Raw genomic sequence first — 26171 nt, 5'->3', positions numbered from 1 at the left:
ATCATGAACGCACCTCATCATCCCGCTCACTCGTCTGTCCGCACGAAGAAACTGCCGCCGCTGCGCGTGGGCGTCGGCGGCCCGGTCGGCTCGGGCAAGACCACACTGCTCGAAATGCTCTGCAAGGCGATGCGCGAACAGTACGACCTCGTCGCGATCACCAACGACATCTATACGAAGGAAGACCAGCGTCTGTTGACCGTAGCGGGCGCGTTGCCGGCCGAGCGGATCATGGGCGTCGAAACGGGCGGCTGCCCGCACACGGCGATTCGTGAAGACGCGTCAATCAACCTCGAAGCTGTCGACCGCATGCTGACGCGCTTCCCTGATGCGGACATCGTATTCATCGAATCGGGCGGCGATAATCTCGCGGCAACCTTCAGCCCGGAACTGTCGGACCTGACGATCTATGTGATCGACGTGGCAGGCGGCGAGAAGATTCCGCGCAAAGGCGGCCCAGGCATTACGAAATCGGATCTGCTGGTGATCAACAAGACCGATCTCGCACCGATGGTCGGCGCGAATCTGGAGGTGATGGCTTCAGACGCGAAGAAGATGCGCGGCGAGCGTCCCTTCGTGATGTGCAATCTGAAGGCGCTCGACGGCTTGGATGTGGTGGTGAAATTTATCGAGAAGAAGGGGCTGTTGAAGGCTTAAGGCAGAGAGGCGCGCTTTGAGGTCAGGGCGCTTCCGCGCCCATCCCCTCACTCCGGCAACACCGCCATCAACACATCCACAGTCCGTGCCGTCGCGCCACGATGGCGCGCGGCAAACGCCGAAGCCGCGCCGCCCATCGCGAGCCGCCTCGCTTTGTCGACGAAGAGCTCGCGCAGCGCCCGCGCCAGATCAGCCGGATCCTGCACCTGCACCGCCGCACCCGCCGCGACCGCATCCGCTGTCGCTTGCGTGAAGTTGAACACATGCGGCCCGATCAGCACCGGCACCCCAACCGCGCATGCCTCGATCAGATTCTGCCCGCCCAACGGCAGCAAACTCCCGCCGATAAACGCCAGATCCGAGGCGGCATAATAAGCGCCCAACTCGCCCATCGAATCACCAAGCAATACATTCACGTCAGAAGGCAAAACAGGCACACCACCGCCCGCAGCTGAACCAGCCCCCGACGCCACCGTCGCAGCAGGCGCCCAAGTCGAACGCCGCTCAAGACGCAAACCGGCCTTCTCGACCAACCCCGCCACTTCATTAAACCGTTGCGGATGACGCGGCACCAGGATCAGCAACGCATCCTCGATACCCAGCGCGGCGAACGCTTGCAGCACCAGTTCCTCTTCCCCTTCACGCGTACTCGCCGCGACCCACACCGGCCGCGTACCGATCGCCGCACGCCACGCATGGCCACGCGCCGCCAGTTCCGGCGGGGTGCTCATATCGAACTTCAAATTCCCAAGCACCGCGACATTACGCGCACCGAGTGCAGTAAGCCGCTCCGCATCCGACGGACTCTGCGCCAGCACGCGCGCAAACCCACCGAACACGCCTTTAGTCGCATGACCGAACTTGGCCGCACGCTTATACGAGCGTGCCGACATCCGCGCATTGGTCAGCACCAGCGGCACATCCGCACGACGACATTCGTCGATCAGCGTGGGCCACACCTCAGTTTCCATCACCAGACCAAGCGACGGCCGCCACGCCCGCAAAAACCGCCGCACCGCATGCGGCATGTCGTACGGCAGATAACTGCGCAACACACGGTCGCCGAAAATCTGCTCGCCGGTAGCACGGCCACTCGGCGTCATATGTGTGAGAAGAATCCGCGCGTCGGGACGCGCCTTCATCAACGCATCGATCAGCGGTTGTGCGGCACGCGTCTCGCCCACCGACACCGCATGCACCCAGATCAGCGGCGCATTGTCTTCCGGCAACCGACCACGCGAGTAACCGAACCGCTCGGCGATATGCTCACGATAGCCACGCTCCTTGCGCGAACGAATCAGCAAGCGCAGCACGGCAAGCGGCGCGACGATCCACCAGAGCGCGTTATAAATCGCCCTCAGCATCGGGACTCCGCACACCCGAGCGCGAACGCGAATCCGAATGCAAGCGCGCGTTTCACCGCGTGATCGAAACAGACAGCGGCGCTCAAACGAGAGCCCTGCCCTTCAGGCGCTCGAGAATGCCGAGCGGTGCGCAGTCCGGCTGCGCCATCGCCTTGACCGGCAGGAAGAAGGTCTGCTCCAGCATGAACTGGCCGGACATCACCGCATGCGAAGTCTGGTCGGAGAAACACACCCAGACGCTGCCCGGCGGAAACGGCATGGTCTCCTGCGGGCTCGACTTCTGATAGTCGAGATCGGCCTTCATGCCGTCGTGCAGATTCAGCATCAAATGGTCGTATTCGCTGCGCGGCGATTTGGTCACATGCAGCAAATTCAGCAGCCACGCCGAGCCGGGCACCTGCGGTTTGATACGCGGCAGGAAGCGCTTGGCCATATCCTCGAACGGCTCGCCAACGCGCCACACGCGCGGCGCGCCATGCGGATTCACGTTGGTGAACACGCGCAAAATGCGCTCGCCGTAGTTCGGCCGCGACGGAAAGGCGTCGACATGCAGACGGCTGTCGTCCTTACGCCAGGACGTCTCGCGCCCTTCCACCTGATGCAGCCGCAGGCTGGTCGGCGCGACGCGCAACTTACTGTTGTATTCGGGAAAGAGTCCATCGACCAGCGTGCGCGCATTGGCCTGATAACGCGCGATCAACGCGCGCACGGCCGATTGCGTGACCGCATCACCGGCCACGCCGTGCAGCGCGCCGCCATTCGGCTCGAGGCTGATGTTCTTGCGGTTCGGATCGGCCAACGCAGGATCGAGCAAGGCCTGTTCGCCGCCTTCGATGGCAAAGCGCAGATTCGGGAAATACAGCACCTTGCCGCGTTCGACGCCGGCCAGCAGCGTCTCGCGCGGCACGGACAGATTGCGTCCGTGCCAGTCGGCGTTCGCTACTTCGATGATCTGGGTTTCGTTCATGGTCGCCCTTGAAAACGGATGGAGCGTAAGGCGAAGCACACCGCATTACAGCGTTACGACATTAGAGCAGGCCGAATCCGGCCAACGCGGATTTGACCTCTTGCAGCGTGGGCGGCTTGCCAGCGGTGCCGAGATTGACGACGTTCGGCGACCAGTAGCCGCCGGTGCGCCACGCGGTGGCGAAATTGTACAACTCGACGGTCGGCCGCTTCAGCGCCGCCGCAATGTGAACTAGACCTGTGTCAACGCCGACTGTCGCAGCGGCACCGTCGATCAGGCCAACCACCGCCGGCAACGAGAGCTTGGGCGGCACGATCGCCGCGCCGCCGAATTCCTTCGCCAGACGCTCGCTGGTGACGCGCTCTTCCTCGCTGCCCCACGGCAGCACGATCGACGCGCCGCGCCGCACCAAAGACTGCCCGAGTTCGATCCAGGCGGTATCGGGCCACTGCTTGTCGGCGCGCGAGGTGGCGTGCACGAACACCACGTAAGGCACCGGCAGATTCAGATTCGCCTCCGACAAAGCCAGCGCCGCACGCCCGGTGTCGATGCCGAAGTCGATCTCGTCGGTGGGTTGCGGCTGCGGGTCGTCCAGCGCGGCGGCCACCAGTTGGCGCGTGCGCTCGACCACATGGGTGCGCGGCTCGATCGGCACGCGCTTGTCGTAGAAGAAGCGCACCGGCCATTCGTAGCCCGCGCCGTCGGTACGGTTCGCGAGGCCGACCAACGGCCCGCGCGCCATGCTCGCGACCCACGCGGTTTTGATGAGCCCCTGGCAGTCGATCACGAGGTCGTAGTTCTCGGCGGCGAGCGCGCGGCGAAACGCGCCGATCTCGCGCCAGTTGTCGACCGAGAGGATGCGCTTGCGCCAGCGCCGCAGCGAGACGGGAATCGCCCGCCGCACGCCGCTGACGAGCTCCACGAGCCCCACGAAGCTTTCTTCGACGAGCCAGTCGATCTGGGCCTCGGGATGGCGGCGTCGGATGTCGGCGATCACCGGCATGTTGTGAACGACGTCGCCCAATGACGACACCCTCACGATTAGTATCTTTTGCACGCTCAAGTGTGGGAAAACCGGCTATCCGGCCCGAAGAAGCAGTGAAAGGACGGCAATTCTATCGCGACACAGGTAAATGGCATGAAAAAACGCGGCGCGGTAACTGAAACCCGCGCCGCGTTCGATGGCAACCGCGGTTCACAAAGAACCGCGCCGCCGCTGGAGCTTTTAGAACGGCAGCTTCGCGTCCGGCTTCTCCGCCATGATTACGCGGCGGAAGTCTTCCTGGATGCGCTTGAGCGCTGCATCGCTATCGGCTTCGAAACGCATGACCACCACCGGCGTGGTGTTCGACGAACGCGCCAGACCGAAGCCGTCCGGGTACTCGACGCGCAAACCGTCGATCTTCACGACGTCATCCGCGCCGGTGAACTTCGCGTTTTGCTGCAAACGCGCGATCAGTTCGAAGTTTTCGCCTTCTTCGAGCTTCAATTGCAGTTCCGGCGTGGAATTCGAGTTCGGCAGTGAATTCAGCAGTTGGCTCGGATCCGCCACACGCGTGAGGATTTCCAGCAGACGCGCGCCCGTGTACAGGCCGTCGTCGAAACCGTACCAGCGGTCCTTGAAGAACACGTGGCCGCTCATTTCGCCCGCCAGCGGCGCGCCGGTTTCGCGCAGCTTCGCCTTGACCAGCGAGTGGCCGGTCTTCCACATCAGCGGTTCGCCGCCCTTTTCCTTGATCCACTTGCCCAGATTGCGGGTGCACTTCACGTCGTAAATGATCTGCGCGCCCTTGTTGCGCGACAGCACTTCTTCGGCGAACAGCATCAACTGGCGGTCCGGATAGATGATCTGGCCGTCTTTGGTGACCACGCCGAGACGGTCGCCGTCGCCGTCGAAGGCGAAACCGATTTCTGCATCCGTTTCCTTCAGCGCGCGAATCACGTCCTGGAGGTTTTCCGGGTGAGCCGGGTCCGGGTGATGGTTCGGGAAGTTGCCGTCGATTTCGGTGAACAGTTCCACCAGTTCGCAGCCGAGCTTTTTGAAGAGCTTCGGCGCGAGGCCGCCTGCCACACCGTTGCCGGTGTCGACCACGATCTTGATCGGGCGCGCGAGCTTGACGTCGCTGGTGATGCGATCCAGATAGGCGTCGGCGATGTCGTACTCGGTGTACGTGCCGCTGCCTTGGGAGAAGTTTTCGTCGACGATGCGCTGATGCAGCGCGAGGATCTGTTCGCCGTAAATGGCCGCGCCGCGCAGGACCATCTTGAAGCCGTTGTAGTCAGGCGGATTGTGGCTGCCCGTCACGACGATGCACGAATCGACGCGGCGCTCGCCGCCGTCGAGCTGCAACGGCACGCTGGCCGCGAAGTAGCCGACCGGCGTCGGCACCATGCCGACGTTGACCACGTCGACGCCGGCCGCACGCAGACCGTCCGATAGCGCCTGGATCAGATCGGGACCCGACAGGCGGCCGTCACGCGCCACCACCACGGCGTCGCCGCCTTGCGCCCGCACTTCGCTGCCAAAAGCGAGACCGATCGAACGCGCTGCGTCAGTGTCGAGCGTCTTGCCGATCACACCGCGAATGTCATACGCCTTGAAAATAGATTTGGAGATCATGATGGCTCACTTGCGTGCAATGGAAAATTTTGACCGGCGTATAGCCGAGGGATCGGTAAAACTACCTGCTAAACCGAGCGATGCGCCCTTGCCGGAAGCGATCCGGTTCCAACTTATAATTGCGCCTTCCGGACATGCCCTAATAGACGCCCATTCTAATGCTTAGACGCCCCGCTTTTGCAATGTTGCCGCGACAGTTGGCCAGGTGGACTGTTACACATTGCGCCCTGGCGCACGTTGCGTCCCCCGCACAACACCTGCAAAACGTGCAACGCGTGCAACCGCATGGGCGAGTGTCGACCGGATGCTGACGCTCAAACGCTTCGCCAATCCCGACGTCACCCGCGCCTTCACCAACATCGTCTGGCTCGGGCTGGAGCGGCTCACGCAGATCGGCGTGGCCATCGCGATCAGCGGCATGCTGGCGCGCTACTTCGGGCCTGACACCTTCGGCAAATGGCAGTACGCGAACACGCTGCTGCTGGTGCTGTCGCCGATCACCTGGGTGTGCGGGGCGGAAATTCTGGTTCCCACCATCGTCGGCAGGCCGCCAACTCAGCTGGGCACGGTGCTCGGCAGCGCCTTTGCGCTGCGGTTCTCGGTTTCCGTCGCGGCGCTGCTGCTCACGTGGCTCGGCATTGCGCTGCACTTCTTCGACCCCCTAGTGGGCGCCATGCTCGCCGGCCTCGCGGTCACGATGCTGTTTCGCGAACCGTTCGTCGGCGTGATCAACGCGTGGCTGCAAAGCATGACGTACAGCAAGCCGCAATTGCTCACCAGCATGAGTACCGCGGTGCTGAAGGCCGGCGTCGTCTATCTGATGGTGCGCGCGATAGCAACGCCCGCGCGCTTTGGCTGGCTGTGGGCCGCGGAATCGGCGCTCATTGGTGCGATTCTGCTGATCTACTACACGCACCGGCATGGCGGCAAGCTCGGCTGGCACGTCGACCGTTCGCTCTTCAAGCACTTCGCGACCGCGGGCACGGTGTTCTGGATCGGGCTGATCTGTATGTATCTGTTCCTGAAACTGGACCGACTGATGCTCGAGCGGGCGATTTCCTTCGCCGACCTCGGGCGCTATTCCGCCGCGCAGCAGCTGAACGAAAACTGGATCACGCTTGCGCTGATGCTCGCGCAGACGATTGCGCCCGCCTTTGTCTACCGCGTGCAGGACGCCGCGCAATTGCGCCGCAACGTGTGGCGGCTCACCGCCATGACCGCCGCGCTGATGGTGAGCGGCGCGATCGTGCTGGATTTGCTAGCGGGTTTCATCATTCGCCGCGTGTTCGGGCCGGACTTTGAAGGCGCCATCGAGATTTTCCGCTGGGCCGTATGGCTTTCCGTGCCGGCCGGCATCGAAGCGATCGGCAATCTGATCGTGTTGAAATATCAGGCCAAATTCGTGTTGCTCTCGAAGTGGCTGCTGGCGCTGGCCGTTGCGTTCGTGGTCAATCTGCTGGCGATTCCGCGGCTTGGCGCTTACGGTGCGCTGGTCGGCCTCGCGGCCGGTTATCTCGCCGCCGCGTCAGTTAATCTTTATTACATTCGTTTCAAATTGCGCCCATGACGAATTCATCCGCCGCCGCGCAAATGTCTCTCGACGACGTCGCCGTCCTGATGCCCGCGTACAACGGCCAGGCCGATGTCGATCTCACGCTGGCCTCGTTCAGCGAAAGCGCGCTGATCCACGTATTGATCGTCGACGACGGCAGCACGCCGCCGATCGTCGCGCCGGCGATCGCCAACATGAAGATCGAAGTGCTGCGCATGCCGCAGAACGGCGGCATCGAGCGCGCACTGCAGACCGGCATCGACGCCCTTGCGCAGCGCGGCTTTCGCTACGCAGCACGCATCGACGCGGGCGACCGCAGCGTGCCGCAGCGCCTCACCAAACAACGCGTCTTCATGGAATTGCACCCGCAAGTGGCCGGCCTCGGTATGTGGACGCAGGTCGTCACGCGTGAAGGCAAGCCGCTTTTCATGCTGACGCCGCCCGCGGAACCGAACGAGATCCGGCGTCTGCGCTTCTTCCGTTCATGCCTCGCGCATCCTTCGATGATGCTGCGCATTGATGCGGTTCGCGCGGTCGGCAACTATCGCGCGGCCTATCCTTCCGCCGAAGACCTCGATCTGTTCGTGCGTCTGATGGCGCGCTACGACTGCGCGAACCTGCCGGAACTCGGGCTCTACTACGAGCTGAACGAAGGCGGCATCAGCGCAACCAAACGGCGCCGCCAGGTCAGCTCGACGCTGCGGCTGCAACTGCGCTACTTCAACGTCATCAACTTGTACGACTGGCTGGGTCTCGCCAAAAATCTGCTGCACTTCGTGACGCCTTACCGCGCATTGCAGCGGGTCAAACGCACGCTGCTCGCGCCGCGTGCGGGCCATTGATTCCGTTACTCCGTCATTCACCCTGTCATTCACCGTCGAGCCCGTTCCCGCATGAAGCCTGCCTTTAAATCGACGCCCGCACTACGCATTACACTCGTCTGTAACACCGCCTGGGCAATCTATACGTATCGGCAAGGGCTGATCCGCATGCTGGTTGGACGCGGCGTCGACGTAACAGTGCTCGCGCCGCGCGACCGCACGTTCGAGCTGCTCACCGCGATGGGGTGCCGCTGCATCGAATTGCCGGTGGCCTCCAAAGGCACCAGTCCGCGCGAAGACCTGCGCACACTTTTGTCGTTGTATCGTCTGTACAGAAGCATCCGCCCGCACGTTGTGTTCCACTACACGATCAAGCCGAACATTTACGGCTCGGTCGCCGCGAAACTGGCGGGCGTGCAGTCGGTAGCGGTGACGACCGGGCTCGGTTACGTATTCATCCAGCAGAGCCGCGCTGCGCAAGTCGCCAAAAAACTGTACCGTTTCGCCTTCCGCTTCCCGCGCGAAATCTGGTTTCTGAATCGCGACGACCAGGCCGCGTTTGTCGAGCAGAATTTATTGGTGCATCCTGAACGTGCGCGTCTCCTGCATGGCGAAGGCGTGGATCTCGAACAATTCGCCTTCACGCCGCTGCCGGAGCGGGCGGAATTCAAGTTCGTGCTGATCGGGCGGCTCTTGTGGGACAAGGGCGTGGCCGAGTATGTCGAAGCCGCGCGGCGCTTGCATGAACGTTATCCTCAGGCGCGGTTCCAATTGCTCGGCCCGGTTGGCGTCGACAACCCCAGCGCGATCACACGCGAAGAAGTAGCCGCGTGGGAGCAGGAAGGCATCATCGAGTATCTTGGCGAGGCGCACGACGTGCGGCCTTTTATCGCCGATGCGGACTGCGTCGTCCTGCCTTCCTATCGTGAAGGCGTGCCGCGCACGCTGATGGAAGCATCGGCGATGGGCCGGCCGATTGTGACGACGGACGTGCCCGGCTGCCGTGAAGTGGTGGCGGACGGCGTCAATGGATTGCTGTGCGAAGTGCGCAATGCCGCGAGTCTCGCGGAGAAGCTGGCGCAGATGCTCGACATGAGCGGCGCCGAGCGCCGCGCAATGGCTGAACGCGGCCGACAGAAAGTCGCGAAAGAATTCGACGAACGCGTGGTCGTCGAAACGTATAAAGACCTGGTGCAGAAAATGACGGGCGTTTTACTTTAACGGAGCAACAGCAATGACCACGAAGGGTACGATTCTGGTAACGGGCGGTGCAGGATTTATCGGCTCGCACACATGTGTCGAACTGCTCAACGGCGGTTACGACGTCGTGGTAATCGATAATCTCGTGAACAGCAACCGCGAATCGCTGCGGCGCGTGGAGAAAATCACCGGCAAGGCCGTGAGCTTCTATGAAGCCGACGCACGAGATGAAGCGGCGCTCAACCGTATTTTCGACGCACACCCGATCACCGGCGCGATTCACTTTGCGGCGCTGAAAGCCGTGGGCGAATCGGTCGCCAAGCCGATCGAGTACTACAGCAATAACGTCGGCAGTTTGCTGACGCTGCTCGGCGTGATGCGCGATCGCAACGTGAAACAGTTCGTGTTCAGTTCATCGGCAACGGTGTATGGCGTGCCGAAGAGCTCGCCGATCGATGAATCGTTTCCGCTGTCGGCGACGAATCCTTATGGTCAGTCGAAGCTGATTGCCGAGCAGGTTCTGCGTGATCTGGAAGTGGCGGATGCGTCCTGGCGGATCGCGACGCTGCGCTATTTCAATCCGGTTGGCGCGCATGAGAGCGGGTTGATTGGGGAGGATCCGGCCGGCATTCCGAATAACCTGATGCCGTATGTGGCGCAGGTTGCTGTCGGCAAGCTCGAGAAGCTGCGGGTGTTCGGTGGCGACTATGAGACGCCGGATGGCACCGGGGTGCGGGACTATATCCACGTTGTGGACCTGGCGCGTGGGCATCTTGCAGCACTGGATGCGCTAGTTAAGCGCGATGCCAGCTTTGTCGTCAATCTCGGGACGGGGCAAGGGTATAGCGTGATCGACGTCGTCAAGGCGTTCGAGAAGGCTTCGGGGCGCCCTGTGCCTTATGAGATCGTGGCGCGGCGGCCGGGTGATGTGGCCTCGTGTTTTGCAGATCCGGCGGCAGCTTTGAATGTACTCGGATGGCGCGCTGAGTTTGGGATCGAGCGGATGTGTGCGGATCACTGGCGGTGGCAGGAGGGGAATCCGCAGGGGTTTGCCTGATAACACTGCGGCAATGGTTTGAAGATCGACGGCGGCAAGGCGAATCGCCACGCAGGGATTCCGTCGCCGTCGATTGCAGTATTGGACCCAGCGGGCAAGACCACGATGGAGTGGTCGTCAAGCCAGACGCATCGACGCGGAGAATTCGCATCGCGCGGCTCGGACTCGCGTTAAACAAAGGGCGTGCATGTCCGTAGCGCCCGGGGGTGACGCGACACCTCAAGTGTCGCGTCGAGCTTCATACGTCCGGACATGAGCGCAGGGCGGTACAGCGACGAAGTCAAACCGTTTCTTCAGCATGCCAGGTCCCTCCCTGACCAAAATGAAAACGGCCTATCGGCGCCTGTCCGGAGTCCGCAGTCAGTTCAGTATCGTGAGCCCCGGAATGGCCTCATCGCGTGCGCGACCGCCAGTCAGCGCATGGCACACCGCGGCCGTCGTGGTACCGAGCGCGTAGGCCGCCCTCCGCAAGCTGCCTCGATGCTCTGTAAGCGCGGCCATTACTATGGCCTCCGTGAGTACCGGAATCGCGGGAAGCGTGTTGTCGTGTACCAGCGCCCCGTCAGGCGCTCGCGTATGTCGCGCCCGCGGTGCGGTTTCTCTCGGAAACAGGCTTAGGATTGGAAGCAACCCGAGCTTGTTGATCCACACGACGAATTCACGCCAGTGCCTCAGTCTCTCGGCGACTGCTTGTTCCGGCAGGCCTTCGGTTGACCAGCGGGACCTCAGATAGTGAAGATGCTTGCTCCTGAGGTTCCACGGGGTTTCGGGCGTGAAGCCACCCGCGCGCAGAACCCGAAACCCTTCGAGCAGAACGGCAACTCTCCGACATTGCACTTCGGCCGGAACCGCGTAACAGCGGCCTGTTCGCACATCTAGCGAAGAATCAATTCTATTTCTGACGAGCTTGCGGAACTCCCGCTTGAATACGGCAGGCAGGGTGCTGCATGTGATCACATATCGGTAGTCGTAGACGGCTTGCATGCTGTTTTCCCTTGAATGAGAAATTGGGCGGTCGACGCCGTGTGAGACGGCGACCCATGAGCAGTGCGCGCAGGATGCGGCACCACCCGGCTAGGTTGTGTGCGCTGTTTATCAGGCCGCGCGCGCCGTTCGCTATGGATATGACGAGCCGTCGCACGATGCCGACGACCGGTAAGACAGCGCGCAGTTGGCCGCAAGGGACCCGCAAATCCTCAAGAGGACGGTGGCGGGATACATGCAGTCACGCGGGGGAGAGGAAACAGGAGACGGCCTATACGGCGGACAGCACAAAGCTAGCCACAGATGGCGCCACAAAAATGAAGCAGGAAGAACGGGCGAGCGCCCTCTCCGTCAAGCCGGCCCAAGAAAAACGCGGCGGCTGTGGCGGTTAAAGTCGATGCGTCGAAGACGCTGAGCAGCAGTATAAATTCTGAATGGCGGGTGCGGCAAGCACGCGTACTTTACAGCGCAATGCTATGCTACTTGCACCATAACAGCGGGAGAATAACCATGGACATCGGGTTGCTGGCATTGGGCATCGGATTGATGATGATGGGAATTCACTGGTCGATGAAACGAGGCCTCCGTGAACAGCGGGAACGGCGCATTGCTGGCTTACAGCGTCCCGCCCAGGCGCATGCCCCTGGGCTGCATTGCCCGCACTGCGGCCACGAAATTGACGATGCAGATTTCAGGCATGAGCCCGCGCCATTTGTACCGCCTTCGCGGCGAGATTCGCCCTATTTCCGGCGCGATGGCAATCCGACCTGAGTACTCCGTAGACGTAGCTATCGCAGCAGGTACCCACGAGACCTCTGGACGACTTTTCGAGAGAGACGCCCCCGGTATGTGAGCGCGGCTTGCCCAGTTGCTCCATAGCGTTTCGCCAGAAAGACTTCTGACTCCTGGCCGGGTCCAGGAGTCCGGGAGCCGTTCGCACAGTTTTCTACTCCCAGGAATGCCCGCGCGCGCGAGTGTGCTCTCTTCATTCCGACTCCGGGACCTGCGTCATTGCACTTCGCGCCTTACTGAATGAGAGCGGCGGGTTATCACCTTTTGCAGACGATCTTTAGCGGCCATAGAGATATTCCACGCTACCCTCTGGCGTCCGCTCCATTCCTATGATTTAATAACTTTTACAGGTATTGCCGTGCGACATGCACCGTTCGCTCACGTCACGAGCATCGACAACTACACCCTCTGTTTCAGGGGGTCTGGGGGAGGTTTTCCCCGATTTTTCGCAATACGCTCGTCAGCCCATGATGGCATGCTCATTTCTGCAGCCGTAGGTCGAAGTGCGAAAGCCGAACCCGTTCGGCGCCACTTGACGCTTCACAGACTCATTTGAAGCGTCGACAAAGGAGCGCTCCGCGAGAAGTTCGGAAACGCTCACTGTTTGACTTGAGGGTTCCAAGCGAACCTCGCCAAGAAGGTAAGTTTTGCGGTTTCGCTGCCGACCAACGTTTATCGTTCGCGATCCTTCACTTCGATGCCAACTATCGCCACGCTGTTGAACTAGCTTTTCTCAACACAATTCGGCTTTAAGATCAGCAAGCCATCCAACTTGACTGCGCCGCATCAATATCCGGCCGATTCTTTACAAGTATTCAAGTTAAATTCCTTTAGCCGCCCACCATACGCCGCGCACAACGCGGCCTATGACTCCGCCTGGTTACCGCGCCAAGCACGGCGGCCACAGCGAAACTCTGATGCAGAGTTTCGCATTCGCCACATATGGCCTACCTCGCACCAGTTAATGCTGCGCGAGGAATAGTCAACCGACCTCCTGTCCGTTAGTAGTTAAAGCTGACGGAACCTAGGAGCGTGTCAAACGCCGACTTCGGCACTCAACCAGCCCAAGAGGCAGGTGTCTTACGGCACCTGGAAGCAACTCGCTTTCGCGCCTGTCGCTCACTCAGCAGCGATAGCGTCCTGTCCGGGCATCCATCTCCCCGCCACTTGCAAACCGAAGGGCTCTATCCGTCACGGATCCCCAAGCTCAACGCCTCACCCGCCCTTCCAGCTCCTATCACGAACACCTCCAACGCACGCGCCCGGTTCCTTCGCGACCCCAGTCCGCCGGCACGTTATTGACGACATCGCACGACGATGAAGATAAGTCACGAACTGATCGTGACAGGGGCCCGTTCGCGCATCCCGCACACGCGAACGTAAGTTTTCTTGCGGACGACAAGGAGGCAAAAGCGATGGGCATGATGTCACAAGCGATACACAGTGCAGCGGTCAGTAGCAAAAAGGCAGGCGGAAGCTATGGGACGCAGCAGAACAGACGTTTTGATACCACCGGTCTTCTGCGCTTCGCGAGGCAAGTCGGGGAACTACACGCCTCAATTGATCAACTGCCAACATGGGTAATTCATGCCTACGCCCAGTACTGCATGGCGCAGGGAAAGGCTGCCGGCACTCTGGCAAACATATTTTCGGCAATCCGGGTAACGTCCGGGACCGCGGGACGCGATATCGACGAAGCGTGCGGCAACAGGAGACTCCGTTTGACACGAAGGGTGCGCAAAGGCACAAAGCGCGCCCAAACCGTCAGCGAGACTCAGGAACTGCTAGCCAGAGCGAGACGCATAGACATGGGACTGATGCACCTGATCTCGCTTGCGCTGCATCTTGGCCTACGGCGTAAAGAGGCATTGATGTGCCCACGTGACCTGCAAATGTGGCTTGACGCGCTCATGCGTGGCGAGAGCAGCATTCCGCTCATGAGAGGCGCGAAAAACGCGAGGCCAAGAGACGTGCGGATAGTCCAGCGCAACCAGAAAGATACGATCGAGGCAATCAGGTCAGCCTTGGCCTATTGCCAAGAGCACGATTTTGAGCTGATCACTGGTAGCGGAAAAACTCTCAAGTCTGCGATGAACCGACTGAAAGCGCTACTTCGTCGTGCTGGGATGCTCGGCCAGGTAAGTTTCCACTCTCTCCGCTACACGTATGCGCTGGCAGCCGCTTCCGAAATGCTGGACTCCGGGACCGCACCATACGAGGTACTGGTCCAACTCAGCGAATCGATGGGCCACGGACCTACTCGCACCCAGATGATTCTCGAACACTATTGTCAACCTATCAAAATCAGGTTCGAAGGTTATATTTCCCTTCCCCAGGCCGAAGCTCACCGACGGCGCCCTGCGAATAAGCTCCCTCGCGCTGATGCGCGCAAGGAGGCCAAGCTTCGACACAGCGCCCTTAGCGGCTATCCCGTTGGCCGATCGAATCTCGGGTGCGAACCGCATGATTCGCGTCCGAAGAGCTGACTACGGCTCGAATTCTAGCTAGCGCATACAACCACGACCATGGAGTTTTATATGCAGGAATCCTCACTTAAAGATCAGGTAATGCATTGCATCGATAAAATTGGAAGCAATAGCACCATGAGCACGATCATGCTGGACGCGTGGGTGTCGCTCGAAGGGTTTCTCGTCCAGTGCGACAAACTTCCCTCTCGACTCGAAGACATCGACGCAGCGACATTGTCCGGCTTCGTAGAGCGCCAATCGTCGCAATGTATAGACGTCGAACTATTTTTGATGATGCTCGCGGGGATCAGGATGATTCTGCTGGAATCAGGTTGTGCCATAGAACAGCTCGCGCCATTGAGCGTGCACGTAAAGCGACAACGACTTGCCAACGATAAAAATGGCAATTACCGCTTCGTGAAGGTACTCGCCGCGGCGGTACGATAACTTGTGGCAACCCGCCATCTCCCGCCTCGATCAATCGTTAGAGTTTCGCAATGGAACCGCAGGCCGTCTTGCGGCCGGATGTTGGCGAGCTCTGCACCAGATCAACGTCAGGAAACAGGGACCAAACATGTCGACTCGACATTTCGCCGGCCAGCGCCCGGATACTTTCGGAGGGCCCCAATACGCAAAAACCGAAACGTTTACCAAGACCAACCGGTTTTCAATAAGGCCGGGCAACATAGTCCAATGGCCCTACGAGATTTCCTGATCCACTTATGTACATCCCCGCGAATGTATGATCTCGCCCCACGATCCCCGTTTGGAACGTGGCGGTTACGCGGGTATCTGGCCAGGCTCGATGCGATGCTCAAGCGTGGCGCCAGTTTGTTGTGAATCTTGGGACGGGCCAGGGGCATAGCGTAATCAATCTCGTGAAGACGTTCGGGAAGGCCTTCGGGCGATCTATGCCCCATGAAATTTGGGTTCGCAGGCCGGGCGACGTGGCTTCGTGTTTTGGCGATCCCGCGACGGCATTTGATATGCTCGGCTGGCGCGCGGGGGCTGGAATCGAACGGATGGTGCGAATCACTGGCGGCGGCAGGTGGGGAATCCGCAGGGACCGCCTGCGTGTCGATCGACACTCTGCGGTGGTGCGCTCTTGCAGTTGACATGCAAAGCGCGCGGGGCGCGTCGCCATTCTTGAGCAAAGCCGTGACTCAATGCTTCGCCTTATGCTTGCGCTAAGATGGACGTCTACAAAAAATAAACTCGACGGGAGGAAGTGAGACCATGAATATTCATCCAGTGATTCTTTGCGGCGGAAGCGGTACCCGACTTTGGCCAATGTCGCGAGGTGGATACCCGAAGCAGTACCTCAGGTTGACCGGCGAAAACACGTTGGTTCAACAAACTGTATTACGCCTGCGCGGTATCAAGAATGTTGCGGCTCCCATCGTCGTCACGAACAACGACCAGCGCTTCCTGGTCGCTGAACAGTTGCGACAGGTGGATATCGCACCGGCTTCGATCGTACTGGAGCCTGTCAGCCGCAACACCGCGCCTGCCATTGCGGTCGCCGCGCTGGCGGCGATGCGCGAATCCGCGGAATCCATCCTGCTCGTTCTGCCATCGGATCATGTCATTACCGGCGAGACGGCGTTTGTCGAAGCAGCCGAAGCCGCGGCTGAGATCGCCAAACACGGTTATCTGGTCACCTTCGGTATTGCACCCACTGAGCCGCACACCGGCTATGGCTATATCCGTGCAGGTGCGCAGCTTGACGGCGACACCCATGCGTTCGCAGTGGACGCATTCGTCGAAAAGCCGGATGAGGCCACGGCACAGCGTTTCCTTCGTGAAGGAGGCTACTTCTGGAACAGCGGCATGTTCATGCTGCAGGCCTCCATCTTCATGGAAGAACTGCGCCTCTACGCGCCAGAAATCGCTGCACAGGCAGAACTTGCTCTCGACGGGGCGCAGCTCGACAACGACTTCACGCGTCTCGACGCGAAAGCCTTCGCCGCCTGCCCGAACGTTTCAATCGACCACGCCGTGATGGAGAAAACAAAGCGCGCTGCGGTCATTGCCACAACCAACCTCGGTTGGAACGATATCGGCTCGTGGACTGCCCTTGCTGACCTTGCGGAACACGATGCCCAGGGCAATGCACTTCTCGGCGACGTCCTCACCGAAGCGATGAGCAACTCATATGTGCGCGCGGAGCATCGACTGGTAGCCGCCATCGGTCTCGACAATGTCGTCATCATCGAAACTGCTGACGCGGTACTGGTCGCCAATCGGGACCAGGTGCAGGACGTCAAGAAAATCGTCGCCCAGTTGAATGCGGCGGGCCGCCACGAGTCAGTCACGCATCGTCGTGTGGCACGCCCCTGGGGCTCGTACGAAGGCATCGACGGCGGCGATCGCTTCCAGGTGAAACGTATCGTGGTCCGCCCTGGCGCGCAGCTAAGCCTGCAAATGCATCATCACCGTGCCGAGCACTGGGTCGTCGTGAAGGGCACCGCACTCGTGACGAACGGTGAGAACGAGATCATCCTGACAGAGAACCAGTCGACTTATATCCCACTTGGAATCACGCACCGCCTGAAGAACCCGGGCAAGATCCCGCTCGAATTAATCGAAGTGCAATCCGGCGCCTATCTCGGTGAAGATGACATTGTGCGATTCGAAGACACATATGGCCGGGCGGAGAAGGCATAAGTGCCCAGATCCGGGGCCGGCCCACGGAGACCGAGCGCGCTAATCCGCCACCTGAAACACCGCGACTGCATCACGCAACGCAACTGCGTGCTCCTCCAGCGATTTGGCCGCCGCAGCGGCCTCTTCGACCAGCGCGGCATTGTGCTGCGTGACTTCGTCGATCTGCGAGACCGCCTTGTTGACCTGTTCGATGCCGTCGCTCTGTTCGAGCGCTGACGCCTCGATCTCATTCATGACGCCCGTGACGCGTTGAACCGCGTCCATGGCTTCGTGAATCGTCTTCTGTGCGTCGGACACGAGCGATGCCCCCTGCTCCACCTTGGCGGCCGATTCGCCGATCAACTCCTTGATTTCCTTCGCCGCCGAGCCCGAGCGCTGCGCGAGACTACGCACTTCCGAGGCCACCACCGCAAAGCCCCGCCCCTGCTCGCCCGCCCGCGCCGCCTCCACGGCCGCGTTCAACGCGAGGATGTTCGTCTGAAACGCGATCCCCTCGATCATGCCGATGATCTCAGCCACCTTGCGTGACGATTCGCTGATGCCATCCATCGTCTCAGTGACGCGCGACACCACAGCGCCGCCACGCGTTACCGTATCCAACGCACCCTGCGCCAACCGGTTCGCCTGCTTCGCGTTATCCGCGTTCTGCTTCACCGTCGCCGATAACTGCTCCATGCTCGCCGCGGTCTGTTGAAGTGCCGCCGCCTGCTGCTCGGTGCGCGACGACAGATCGGCATTGCCTGCAGCAATCTCGTTTGCACCTTGCGTAATCGCCGTCGTACTGCCGCGCACCTTTGCCACCGTCTCAACGAGACCGTCACGCATCTTCGTCAATGCGCCGAGTAGTTGACCCATCTCGTTGCGTGACCTGCTTTTGATGGCGATCGTCAGATCGCCTGCGGCAATGCGCTCAAAGTGTTTAATGGTCACATTAACCGGCTTGATCACCGCCGCCGACAAGCCGACCCGCGCCATCACACCGATCACGATAGAAATCGCGCCGATCCCCGCGAACAGCAGCGTCGCAAGCTGGAACCGCTGTGCTCCCGTCTCAGCCTGCTTGAGCTGGCTGTCCGTCTGCAAGCGCTGCAGCGCGTCGATGGCCTTCGAATAGGTCGCGTAGAAGGCGTTCGCCGTTTCGCCCTGGATGTTGCGGAAGGTATTAAAGTCGAAGTCGTTGAGCGCCTTGAACGCCGGCTCGATCGCCTTGTCGACGAGCGCGCTGCGCGCCTGCTCGACGTTCTGCGCGAGCTTCTTCTCGTCCTCGCTTGCGAACGGGCCGGTCATGTAATCGGCGAAGTCCTTGTTCGACTCGACCAGCACCTTATGCGCGGCCGGCAACAGGTCGTCCGTCTGCTTGCCGACGCTAAAGAGCGTCTGATAGGAGCCGAGTGCGAGCTGCACTTGCAGCAGCTTCTCGGAGCTCGCCTTCAGATGCGACAGGGCCGCTGCGCTGTGCTGCGTTTCGTCGAGGCTGCTATTGGCGAGCTTGAGCGCGCCGTAGCCGACGCCGATCACGGTCAGCAGGAAAGCGACGAATACGCTGATCACTAGCGTCAGGCCGCCACGAATGGTGATGTTGTTAAGCATTGGGTCTCCGGAACGTCTCATGGATCGGCGGCGAACCCCGTGATGCGCCGGCGATCGTCTTTTTCGCCGGCAACCAACACTTCACCGCATCTAGGTTAACGGCCCTCGCGAGACCCCGCCGCATAGGTGGAATCCATGACAGGCTTGGCTTTGCGGGCAGTCAAAGCTTCACTATCTGGGATTTTTTGCCGGTATGGCACGAGCGCTGCTTTTCTGGGCACCATGCGTTTCGTTTGTATAATTCGGCGTCTTCGCTCAGGCTCACTTTCATGCTTAGTTTTGCGCTCGGCTTTCTCGTTTCATTGCTGATCACGCTGTTGATCGTGCGCTATGCGCATTTGCATGAAAAATTCTCGACCGATACCGATCTGACCGGCGTGCAGAAATTCCACGTGCGCCCGGTGCCGCGCATCGGCGGGGCCGGGATTCTGGTCGGGCTAATCGTATCCGCCGTGCAGTTGCATCATGCGTATCCGGCTGTGTCGGGCGGCATCCTGGGGCTGATCGCATGCGGCATGCCGGCATTCGGTTCGGGCCTCGTCGAGGATCTGACCAAGCGCGTCTCGCCGCTCGCGCGACTCGTCTGCACGATGGCAGCCGCCGCTCTGGCCTACTTCCTGCTGAATATCGCCGTGACACGAATCAGCGTGCCGCCGCTCGACTTCCTTCTCTCGTACGCGGTGATCTCCTGCGCGGTCACCGTGCTGGCTGTCGCGGCGCTCGCCAACGCGATCAATATCATCGACGGCTTCAATGGCCTCGCGTCGATGGTCGCGTTCATGATGTTCGCCTCGCTCGCTTATGTGGCGTTCCAGGTGTCCGATCCGATCGTGCTGTCGGCGTCGTTCATGATGATGGGCGCAGTGCTCGGCTTCTTCATCTGGAATTTCCCGGCGGGGCTGATTTTCCTCGGCGACGGCGGTGCGTATTTCATCGGCTTCATGCTCGCCGAACTGTCGATCATGCTGGTGATGCGTAATCGCGATGTGTCTGCCTGGTATCCGGTGCTGCTTTTCATGTACCCGATCTTCGAGACCTGCTTCTCGATCTACCGGAAGAAGTTCATTCGCGGGATGTCGCCAGGGATTCCCGACGGCGTGCATCTGCATATGCTGGTTTATAAGCGGCTGATGCGCTGGGCGGTGGGTGCGCGGACTGCGCGGGAGTTGACCCGGCGGAACTCGCTGACATCGCCTTATCTCTGGTTACTGTGTCTGATTGCGGTTGTGCCGGCGACTTTGTTCTGGCGGCATACGCTGCATTTGTTTTGTTTTGTGGTGGTGTTTGCGGTGGCGTATGTCTGGCTGTATGTGAGCATTGTGCGGTTCAAGTCGCCTAAGTGGATGGTGGTGAGGAAGGGGCGGCGGTGAGCGCCGCCCACTCCTCCCCATATCGGCAGCATTAGGTCGGCTCAGCCTTGTCTGCGCGCGCGAGCTTCCTGTATGAGTCGCCGGTAATCAACGAGGGCTTCGGGGCGCGTGCCTGCGTGTTGCAGGACCACGTCGGCGATCGTGCGAATAAGCGGGCGCCCCATCCCGATGCGCATAAACTATTGCTGGCGCACCCGCAGGCGTCGATACAGTTCGCTACGCTCAGGTAATGCCGCTGCAAGCATGGTAGCCAACGCTATCGCTTCATGGAAAAGGGACCAAGCCCTTCGACGGCCCACAGCCCCGGCGAAAGGAGATTGCGCAGAAACCGAAGCTTCGCCGCACTCCGCTTTATTGGCGAGGCGTGTATGAACCGCTGCCCGAAAACCGGCGTAAGCGTGACCGCATCGCCGGACTCACCGTGTGGGACCACACCAGTCCAATGCTTCGTTTCAACCACCAAGAACAATGCTCGATTCTATCGGCCACATCTTCACATGTCCGCTGCTGCGTGGACCAGCGATTGATGACCACCGGCAAATGCTTGCTGTCTAAGTTCCACGTGTTTGCGGAGCGTATCCACCTCTCAAACCCACCGATATGTCCGCCACACGGAGACATTGAGTTTAGGGCGGCACGGGATCCTTCCGGAGTAAGCCAATCATAAGTCCTGGTAACCGCAGCCTGGACAAGCCGGCAGAATTCCCTCCGGAATTCATGTTGCAGCCGGTCGCAGGCAATCATGTACCGGTAGCCGTGGAGAGCGGGTGCGGTTGGGGACCGCGTCGATCACCTCCGACAGATTCAAGGCTGATATCTGCAAGATCTGCGATGATCTTGCCGCGCGTGATTGCCGAAGTTGCGAATCGGACACCTGAGGGGGCTATCGGATGTCAATGGCTGCATACGCGGCACTTATGCGCACACGCGGCCGGTTTTGACGGTGCTGCACCCACAAGCATTGTCCGCAACGCGGTGAGACGTCGCTGCTGAGCAGGAACGAGATAAAACTGCTCACCGATGTCTGCGATGCGAGCGAGCCAATATCCTAGGCCGAAGTATTCCGAAGCATCGTCCGCGCGAGTGTTGACGAAGTAACGGACCACCGTTTCGAGATGCGCTATTTCCGCGTCAGCGAGCGCCGCGGGCCGCTTCAATCGATGTTGTTCATGCGCAATCGTTGCTTTCCGCTTCATCGGAGGGCGCCCTCCGACTGGCTCGAAGCCGGATAAAGCAACCCACAGCCAGACGCACCACGATCTCGAGTGAAAACCCGGCCAGGCGGTAAAGCCGCGACGCGCCCAGAATTGCGGATGTTGTGGCGAACGCCATCGGGAGGGTTGTTGCGAACGTCCTTATGACCGCCTCTGCGTTCCGCGCAACCCGCGCTCACGCCGGGACCGCGGCAATACAGTGTTTTGGAGTGCATGGCTCAATGAAATCGCTTTCGGTGATTTCATCTTGCCGAGATCAATGAGAAGTCAAGACAGCTCGGTCGTTAGACCGTCGCACGGAATATGAAGAACTGCAATTTGGCATCGAGCCCGGAAAACCGTAGCCCGGTCGAGCGTGCAGCCACAGCAAGCAACGAATCTCGACGTCGCCACCTACCGGGTGTCCATGGCCGGGCGCCCGTAACACGCGTCCCGACCGTCTGAAAAAATGCCGGCGGCAGTGAGTCTTGTCAAAGCGGTCAGATTAACGGCGAGGCGCGCCGTACCGCAGAAAGTGCGTGAGCGCTGCTGCGGCCATCGTGGAGGGGACTGGACGGACGTTGACCTACGGCGCAAAGGCTTGCGCAAAGATGGCAGCGGAGTCGTCCACGCGAGTTCCTCCAGCGGTCGCATGAGCGACTGCCCGGTGTAGCGGCATCGCTCACGCGTACCGAACGGTCGATCATGCTGGTCGCGCGCAATCGCGGCGTGTCCGCGTGGCATCCGGTGCTGTTCTTCGTGTGTCCGGTGTCGTCGAGACGTGCTTCTCGATCGACCGGAAGAAGTTTATTTGCCAGATGTCGTCAGGAATTCCTGACAGCGTCATCTGCATATGCTGGTTGTATGCGGCTGATGCGCTAGGCGTGGGCACGCGGACTGCGGTTGAGACCCGGCGGGGCTCGCTGACGTCGGCCTATCTCTGATTACTGTGTCTGATTGCGATTGTGCCGGCGACGTCGTTCTGGCGAAATACGCTCGCCATTGTTTAATGGGGGTGTTTGCGGTCGCGCATGTCTGGCCGTATGTGAGTATTGTACGGTTCAGGTCGCCTAAATGGATGATGGTGGGGAAGGAGAAGCGGCAAGCGCGGCTTATCCCTCCCCATGTCAGCAGCGTTAGGTCCGGCTCAGCCTTGTCCGCGGGCGCGGGCCTCCTGTATGCGTTCCCGGTGCTCAGCTAGAGCTTCCGGACGCGTGTCTGCATGTTGCAGGATCACGTTGGCGATCGTGCGAATGGGCAGGCGCCCCGTCCCGGTGCGCGCAAACTGCTGTTGACGTACCCTCAGATGCCGGTAAAGTTCGCTACGCTCGAGCAGCGCCGCTGGAAGCGTGGGAGCTACCATTGCCGCTTCATGCGAAAAGACACCTAAACCTTCAACGATCCACAGGCGAGGTGGGAGCAAGTCGCGCAGAAACCGCACTTTTGCCGCGTTCTGCCGGAGTGGCGACGTGCGCACGAGCCGCTGACCATCAACCGTCGTCAGCGTCAGCGTCTCATCGGTTTCGCCACGTGTCACGACACCGGCCCAATGCTTCGTTTCGATCACGAAAATTCCGAATGGCGTGATCGCCAGATGATCTATTTCAGCGGTCGGAAACGTGGTTCCCGGCGCGTGAATCAGGATAAGACCGTCCAGTACTAACCAGTCGTCGCCACACAGGCGCGCGAGGTGCCACCGCAACTCGGCCGACACCTGCCTCTCGCCCTCCTCCCCGCGGTCCCGGGAAGAGGGCGTCCGCCCTTTCGAAGCGTCTGCATCGGGCAAAAGCTTATCGTTGAAGCTTACATACGCGTAGAACAACGCGACCATCAGCCCGAAGACTGTTTGAATCAGCATGCTGGTTTCTCCTTTATTGACGTAGGTGAAACCAGCGTATCGAGTGCCAGAAGAAGTCAAGCGTCAGGTCAGGATTGTGAGCCCCGGAACAAGCTGCCTGTCTTGTGGACGACCCTCTCTGAGGGCCTCACATTCGGAATGTGTCGTGGTCCCCAGCGCGCGAGCCGCCTTGCGCAGGTTGCCTCGGTGCTCCATGATGGCCTCCATGGCCTTATCAGGTGTGAGCACCGGAATGTCTGGTCGCGAATAGGTAGCCGCATGCGAGCACCGGAGATATTCATTATGGACATTCGATGCACCTGAGATAAGAGTCGTATTGAGCAGGGCAATCAGCACGCGCTTTCTGATCCACAATAAAAACTGGCGCCAATGCTCGAGTCTCTCGGCCACCTCCTGAAATGTCATCTGCTGCACGGACCAAAGACTGATGAGAAACCGCAAATGCTTGCTGGAGAAGTTTAGCGGCGTTTGTAACGCACATCCGCCGGCGCGCAGCCCCTCGAATCCCGCCAATACCCCTGCCACCCGCCGACATTGCGTTTCCGCCGGCACCGGCTCCTTGGCACCAGTGCGCCGATCATACGTCGAGGTGACTCGACCTCGGGCGAGCCTGCGGTATTCCCGCCTGAATTCAAGTGGCAGACTGCTGCGGGCAATCACGGCGAGATCCATAGCGTGGCTTCGTGCCATGACATGAAGCTCGCGATTCTCGATCATGCATTCAGGCATACTATTCAAAAATCACAAGCCGAATGAGTCACGGAGAACCGCCAACGCCTCGTCTCGAACTACCGCACGTTGGCTACGGATATCGTCTTAGCTCTTGATCGCGCCGCCCCCCCCAAAGCATTAATGACATGCCACAGAAGCTGGGTGAAGATCATGAAGCGTCACCAGGTTGCCTAATGACCGAAGCCAGTAAAGCAACATTTCGCCCTATTTATAGCTCTTGCCCCAATCCGCACATCGCAACTGTAAATATTTGCCGATTCTCTCGGAATCAAGGTATCGGCGATGGCTGTCGCGAAAGCGATTCAACCGCGCACGCATAAAATGATGGAACTCAGACGCTTGCAGAATTGTTTCCGGCAACGTGGGATCAAGCACACAGTGCGATGCGGCGAATACTGCAATGCATTCGACCGGGCAGCCGTATTCGGCCAGTAGGCCACGCAAATGCCGGAGAGCGGGCTTCGCCCTGCGTAATGGAGACGTCCGCACCGAAACAACACCAGGCTTTTCATGCACAAGGAGTTCGTCCTCGTTTATCGTACGCCTCACGGTCCCTGTCCAATCGTATCGATCAATGACAAACGCTCCAAACTCAGTCACAGCGAGACAGTCGATCCACGTCATCGGGTTGCGCGTGCCTGGTGCGTGCTCAATTATGACGCCACGGCGTATAACAAACGCACGGTCTGACATTGCCCGCACCACCGCTGCCACGTTTTTTGTTAACGGAAGAGACAAACGGCGTTGACGCTCCACCCAGCCATCGCGGCCGCCGGTCGGCCCAGTGAAATCCGCAGCCGGTTCCTGCGGGCAGGCGATACTACGGGGTGTATCTGTACCCACAAGAGAAAACAGTGCCTTATTCTGTTTCATTTGCATTTCCTTTTGTTGACTGCAGAGGGAACGGACAAATTCATCTACCATCTGCAAGAACTATCAGCATGTTATTTAGTATGACTTATAGTTTCATACGGATCGGTGAGGTGATTTAAGTCGTGATATCTTCAATGGCTGCAATTCGGCGCTCGAGAGAAGCTTCTCTCCGGACAGCCATGATCACCCCACACGGACCGACGAAGCGTCTCAACGCCCGCTAGCGCTCCAGTCTCGCGTCCGCCCGTCGGGTTGCGAAGTTCGACGGTGCCCGGCCAAGACTGTCGGTTGACTGACGCAGGCAGGCATATGGTCATATCGCAGGGCAGTATCTCGATGAGTTGAGCATGCCACGCTCAACAAGAAGTCAAGGGAACGCCTCTGTGTTGATTCTCCTTGGCGACGGCCGGGCGTATTCCATCGGCATCATGCTTGCCGATCTGTCGGAAATGCTGGTGATCCGCAATCGCGATGTGTCGGCTTGGTATCCGGTGCTGCTTTTCATGTACCCGATCTTCGAGACCTGCTTCTCGATCTACCGGAAGAAGTTCATTCGCGGGATGTCGCCTGGAATTCCCGACGGCGTGCATCTGCACATGCTGGTTTATAAGCGCTTGATGCGTTGGGCAGTGGGTGCGCGTACCGCTCGTGAGCTGACGCGGCGGAACTCGCTGACGTCGCCGTATCTGTGGTTGCTATGCCTGATCGCAGTCGTACCGGCGACGTTGTTCTGGCGGCATACGCTGCATCTGTTCTGCTTTGTGGTGGTGTTTGCGGCGACTTATGTGTGGCTCTATATGAACATCGTGCGGTTCAAGTCACCGAGGTGGATGGTGGTAAGGAAGGGGAAGCGATAGTCGAAGGACATATCTGCCTGAACGCAGTCGGCACGAATATCATCAGTTGCATCCATGAATCGCCAGGGGCCCGCAATGAACCGGACTTTTGGCGTCATCCCGATCGACATGATATCTATTTCGTCCGTCAAGCGAATCGCCTTGATGCTTCTCTCCGGCCAGCAGCTTTTGATAGCTGATGCCGCGCCACGAAAAGTCAAAAAATTACTCTGGTATTACGACTGGGCCACTATCGGTGACTCCATTATGGATCTGTCACAGAGGCTTCTGATCGACCCGCGCATATCCATCGATCTATGCATGCCACACGGTCCGGTGGAGCTTTTTGTCAGGGATGCCCGGTTCCGGCGTGTGTCCCGTTCGCTGGACGATTGCGCCCCGGCGGTCGGTCAAATTCCTCCGGGTATGGTCACTTCAAATTCCCCCACCTGACGACCCGTCGGCTGAGCCACTAAAGCCGCCGGGAGAGGTGTTGCAGGACGTCTATCTTCGTCTCCTTCGAACAAGAAGGAGTTCAGGGAGTGAACGTCTTGAAGCCGCACCTGCAAA

The 26171-nt window shown here is 59.9% G+C and carries 20 protein-coding genes and 3 pseudogenes; 14 read left to right on the top strand and 9 right to left on the bottom strand.

What is annotated here, in order from left to right; translation table 11 throughout:
- Positions 1 to 3: 3 nt before the first annotated feature.
- Positions 4 to 657 (top strand): urease accessory protein UreG, encoded by a 654-nt coding sequence (gene ureG / locus KHO33_RS07025; RefSeq protein ID WP_054041789.1) that lies wholly within the window; start codon positions 4 to 6, stop codon positions 655 to 657.
- Positions 658 to 704: 47 nt separating this feature from the next.
- On the opposite strand, the gene waaA is transcribed toward ureG, so the two are convergent.
- The 4 genes from waaA to KHO33_RS07005 all read right to left on the bottom strand — a co-directional run bounded on the left by waaA (position 705) and on the right by KHO33_RS07005 (position 5608).
- Positions 705 to 2021, bottom strand: coding sequence for a lipid IV(A) 3-deoxy-D-manno-octulosonic acid transferase (waaA, locus tag KHO33_RS07020; protein WP_200564287.1), 1317 nt, complete (start codon positions 2019 to 2021; stop codon positions 705 to 707).
- Positions 2022 to 2103: 82 nt separating this feature from the next.
- Positions 2104 to 2988: a Kdo hydroxylase family protein gene (locus KHO33_RS07015; protein ID WP_200564286.1), complete on the bottom strand. Its 885-nt coding sequence runs from the start codon at positions 2986 to 2988 to the stop codon at positions 2104 to 2106.
- 61 nt (positions 2989 to 3049) lie between these two features.
- Complete coding sequence (gene waaC, locus KHO33_RS07010; protein WP_200564284.1) at positions 3050 to 4051, bottom strand: lipopolysaccharide heptosyltransferase I; 1002 nt, start codon at positions 4049 to 4051, stop codon at positions 3050 to 3052.
- A 162-nt stretch (positions 4052 to 4213) separates the two neighbouring features.
- Positions 4214 to 5608, bottom strand: a complete 1395-nt coding sequence (locus KHO33_RS07005; RefSeq protein WP_200564282.1) for a phosphomannomutase/phosphoglucomutase — start codon at positions 5606 to 5608, stop codon at positions 4214 to 4216.
- A 304-nt stretch (positions 5609 to 5912) separates the two neighbouring features.
- Between KHO33_RS07005 and KHO33_RS07000 the strand changes: the two genes are divergently transcribed.
- The 4 genes from KHO33_RS07000 to galE are packed head-to-tail and all read left to right on the top strand — an operon-like array spanning position 5913 to position 10238.
- Complete coding sequence (locus KHO33_RS07000; RefSeq protein ID WP_200564280.1) at positions 5913 to 7175, top strand: oligosaccharide flippase family protein; 1263 nt, start codon at positions 5913 to 5915, stop codon at positions 7173 to 7175.
- Entirely contained in the window at positions 7172 to 8002 is an 831-nt protein-coding gene (locus KHO33_RS06995) for a glycosyltransferase (protein WP_200564278.1), read from the top strand. Before KHO33_RS07000 ends, KHO33_RS06995 begins: the two co-directional genes overlap by 4 nt.
- Before the next feature lie 51 nt (positions 8003 to 8053).
- Positions 8054 to 9202, top strand: coding sequence for a glycosyltransferase family 4 protein (locus KHO33_RS06990; protein ID WP_200564276.1), 1149 nt, complete (start codon positions 8054 to 8056; stop codon positions 9200 to 9202).
- A gap of 13 nt (positions 9203 to 9215) precedes the next feature.
- The gene (galE, locus tag KHO33_RS06985; protein WP_200564274.1) at positions 9216 to 10238 is read left to right on the top strand and encodes a UDP-glucose 4-epimerase GalE; all 1023 of its coding nucleotides are present in this window, start codon (positions 9216 to 9218) and stop codon (positions 10236 to 10238) included.
- Positions 10239 to 10598: 360 nt separating this feature from the next.
- Here the strand turns inward: galE and KHO33_RS06980 are convergent, their stop codons facing one another.
- A complete protein-coding gene (locus KHO33_RS06980; RefSeq protein WP_200564272.1) occupies positions 10599 to 11222 on the bottom strand; it encodes a hypothetical protein in 624 nt (207 codons plus the stop codon).
- Between the two features lie 510 nt (positions 11223 to 11732).
- Here KHO33_RS06980 and KHO33_RS06975 point away from each other — a divergent pair.
- The 5 genes and pseudogenes from KHO33_RS06975 to KHO33_RS06960 all read left to right on the top strand — a co-directional run bounded on the left by KHO33_RS06975 (position 11733) and on the right by KHO33_RS06960 (position 17149).
- Positions 11733 to 11993: a hypothetical protein gene (locus tag KHO33_RS06975; RefSeq protein ID WP_200564270.1), complete on the top strand. Its 261-nt coding sequence runs from the start codon at positions 11733 to 11735 to the stop codon at positions 11991 to 11993.
- Positions 11994 to 13429: 1436 nt separating this feature from the next.
- A complete protein-coding gene (locus KHO33_RS06970; RefSeq protein WP_200564268.1) occupies positions 13430 to 14500 on the top strand; it encodes an integrase domain-containing protein in 1071 nt (356 codons plus the stop codon).
- Between the two features lie 51 nt (positions 14501 to 14551).
- Complete coding sequence (locus tag KHO33_RS06965) at positions 14552 to 14929, top strand: hypothetical protein (RefSeq protein ID WP_200564266.1); 378 nt, start codon at positions 14552 to 14554, stop codon at positions 14927 to 14929.
- A gap of 336 nt (positions 14930 to 15265) precedes the next feature.
- A pseudogene (locus tag KHO33_RS42020) lies at positions 15266 to 15548 on the top strand (UDP-glucose 4-epimerase); the annotation flags it as partial.
- Between the two features lie 170 nt (positions 15549 to 15718).
- The gene (locus tag KHO33_RS06960; RefSeq protein WP_200564264.1) at positions 15719 to 17149 is read left to right on the top strand and encodes a mannose-1-phosphate guanylyltransferase/mannose-6-phosphate isomerase; all 1431 of its coding nucleotides are present in this window, start codon (positions 15719 to 15721) and stop codon (positions 17147 to 17149) included.
- Positions 17150 to 17188: 39 nt separating this feature from the next.
- On the opposite strand, the gene KHO33_RS06955 is transcribed toward KHO33_RS06960, so the two are convergent.
- Entirely contained in the window at positions 17189 to 18739 is a 1551-nt protein-coding gene (locus tag KHO33_RS06955; protein WP_200564262.1) for a methyl-accepting chemotaxis protein, read from the bottom strand.
- Between the two features lie 269 nt (positions 18740 to 19008).
- On the opposite strand from KHO33_RS06955, the gene KHO33_RS06950 reads away from it, so the two are divergent.
- Together KHO33_RS06950 and KHO33_RS42015 are read left to right on the top strand one after the other, a co-directional pair.
- Entirely contained in the window at positions 19009 to 20109 is a 1101-nt protein-coding gene (locus KHO33_RS06950) for an MraY family glycosyltransferase (protein WP_200564260.1), read from the top strand.
- 1886 nt (positions 20110 to 21995) lie between these two features.
- Positions 21996 to 22404, top strand: a pseudogene (locus tag KHO33_RS42015) (glycosyl transferase); the annotation flags it as partial.
- Between the two features lie 45 nt (positions 22405 to 22449).
- On the opposite strand, the gene KHO33_RS06945 reads toward KHO33_RS42015, so the two are convergent.
- From KHO33_RS06945 to KHO33_RS06935, 3 genes are all read right to left on the bottom strand, one after another.
- Positions 22450 to 23160 carry a nuclease-related domain-containing protein gene (locus tag KHO33_RS06945; protein WP_200564473.1) on the bottom strand — a complete coding sequence of 237 codons (711 nt, stop codon included), beginning with the start codon at positions 23158 to 23160 and terminating at the stop codon, positions 22450 to 22452.
- Positions 23161 to 23223: 63 nt separating this feature from the next.
- On the bottom strand, positions 23224 to 23832 hold the full coding sequence (locus KHO33_RS06940; RefSeq protein WP_200564258.1) for a hypothetical protein: 609 nt from the start codon (positions 23830 to 23832) through the stop codon (positions 23224 to 23226).
- 264 nt (positions 23833 to 24096) lie between these two features.
- The gene (locus KHO33_RS06935; protein ID WP_200564257.1) at positions 24097 to 24765 is read right to left on the bottom strand and encodes a nuclease-related domain-containing protein; all 669 of its coding nucleotides are present in this window, start codon (positions 24763 to 24765) and stop codon (positions 24097 to 24099) included.
- A gap of 386 nt (positions 24766 to 25151) precedes the next feature.
- Here KHO33_RS06935 and KHO33_RS06930 point away from each other — a divergent pair.
- Both KHO33_RS06930 and KHO33_RS06925 read left to right on the top strand, forming a co-directional pair.
- Positions 25152 to 25622 (top strand): annotated as a pseudogene (locus tag KHO33_RS06930) (glycosyl transferase); the annotation flags it as partial.
- Positions 25623 to 25697: 75 nt separating this feature from the next.
- A complete protein-coding gene (locus KHO33_RS06925; RefSeq protein WP_200564255.1) occupies positions 25698 to 26054 on the top strand; it encodes a hypothetical protein in 357 nt (118 codons plus the stop codon).
- The last annotated feature ends 117 nt before the right edge of the window (positions 26055 to 26171 follow it).

Source organism: Paraburkholderia nemoris, from assembly GCF_905221015.1.
Taxonomy (GTDB): Bacteria; Pseudomonadota; Gammaproteobacteria; order Burkholderiales; family Burkholderiaceae; genus Paraburkholderia; species Paraburkholderia nemoris.
This window is presented reverse-complemented; position numbering and strand designations above follow the sequence as displayed.

Bases quoted from the DNA above. Each gene is read 5' to 3' on its own strand.
- galE (WP_200564274.1), top strand. From the start codon at position 9,216: ATGACCACGAAGGGTACGATTCTGGTAACGGGCGGTGCAGGATTTATC.
- KHO33_RS06990 (WP_200564276.1), top strand. From the start codon at position 8,054: ATGAAGCCTGCCTTTAAATCGACGCCCGCACTACGCATTACACTCGTC.
- KHO33_RS06955 (WP_200564262.1), bottom strand. From the start codon at position 18,739: ATGCTTAACAACATCACCATTCGTGGCGGCCTGACGCTAGTGATCAGC.
- KHO33_RS06935 (WP_200564257.1), bottom strand. From the start codon at position 24,765: ATGAAACAGAATAAGGCACTGTTTTCTCTTGTGGGTACAGATACACCC.
- KHO33_RS06945 (WP_200564473.1), bottom strand. From the start codon at position 23,160: ATGCTGATTCAAACAGTCTTCGGGCTGATGGTCGCGTTGTTCTACGCG.
- ureG (WP_054041789.1), top strand. From the start codon at position 4: ATGAACGCACCTCATCATCCCGCTCACTCGTCTGTCCGCACGAAGAAA.
- KHO33_RS06970 (WP_200564268.1), top strand. From the start codon at position 13,430: ATGGGCATGATGTCACAAGCGATACACAGTGCAGCGGTCAGTAGCAAA.
- KHO33_RS06950 (WP_200564260.1), top strand. From the start codon at position 19,009: ATGCTTAGTTTTGCGCTCGGCTTTCTCGTTTCATTGCTGATCACGCTG.
- KHO33_RS06940 (WP_200564258.1), bottom strand. From the start codon at position 23,832: ATGGATCTCGCCGTGATTGCCCGCAGCAGTCTGCCACTTGAATTCAGG.
- KHO33_RS07000 (WP_200564280.1), top strand. From the start codon at position 5,913: ATGCTGACGCTCAAACGCTTCGCCAATCCCGACGTCACCCGCGCCTTC.
- KHO33_RS06975 (WP_200564270.1), top strand. From the start codon at position 11,733: ATGGACATCGGGTTGCTGGCATTGGGCATCGGATTGATGATGATGGGA.
- KHO33_RS06980 (WP_200564272.1), bottom strand. From the start codon at position 11,222: ATGCAAGCCGTCTACGACTACCGATATGTGATCACATGCAGCACCCTG.
- KHO33_RS07005 (WP_200564282.1), bottom strand. From the start codon at position 5,608: ATGATCTCCAAATCTATTTTCAAGGCGTATGACATTCGCGGTGTGATC.
- waaA (WP_200564287.1), bottom strand. From the start codon at position 2,021: ATGCTGAGGGCGATTTATAACGCGCTCTGGTGGATCGTCGCGCCGCTT.
- KHO33_RS06925 (WP_200564255.1), top strand. From the start codon at position 25,698: ATGAACCGGACTTTTGGCGTCATCCCGATCGACATGATATCTATTTCG.
- KHO33_RS07015 (WP_200564286.1), bottom strand. From the start codon at position 2,988: ATGAACGAAACCCAGATCATCGAAGTAGCGAACGCCGACTGGCACGGA.
- KHO33_RS06995 (WP_200564278.1), top strand. From the start codon at position 7,172: ATGACGAATTCATCCGCCGCCGCGCAAATGTCTCTCGACGACGTCGCC.
- KHO33_RS06965 (WP_200564266.1), top strand. From the start codon at position 14,552: ATGCAGGAATCCTCACTTAAAGATCAGGTAATGCATTGCATCGATAAA.
- KHO33_RS06960 (WP_200564264.1), top strand. From the start codon at position 15,719: ATGAATATTCATCCAGTGATTCTTTGCGGCGGAAGCGGTACCCGACTT.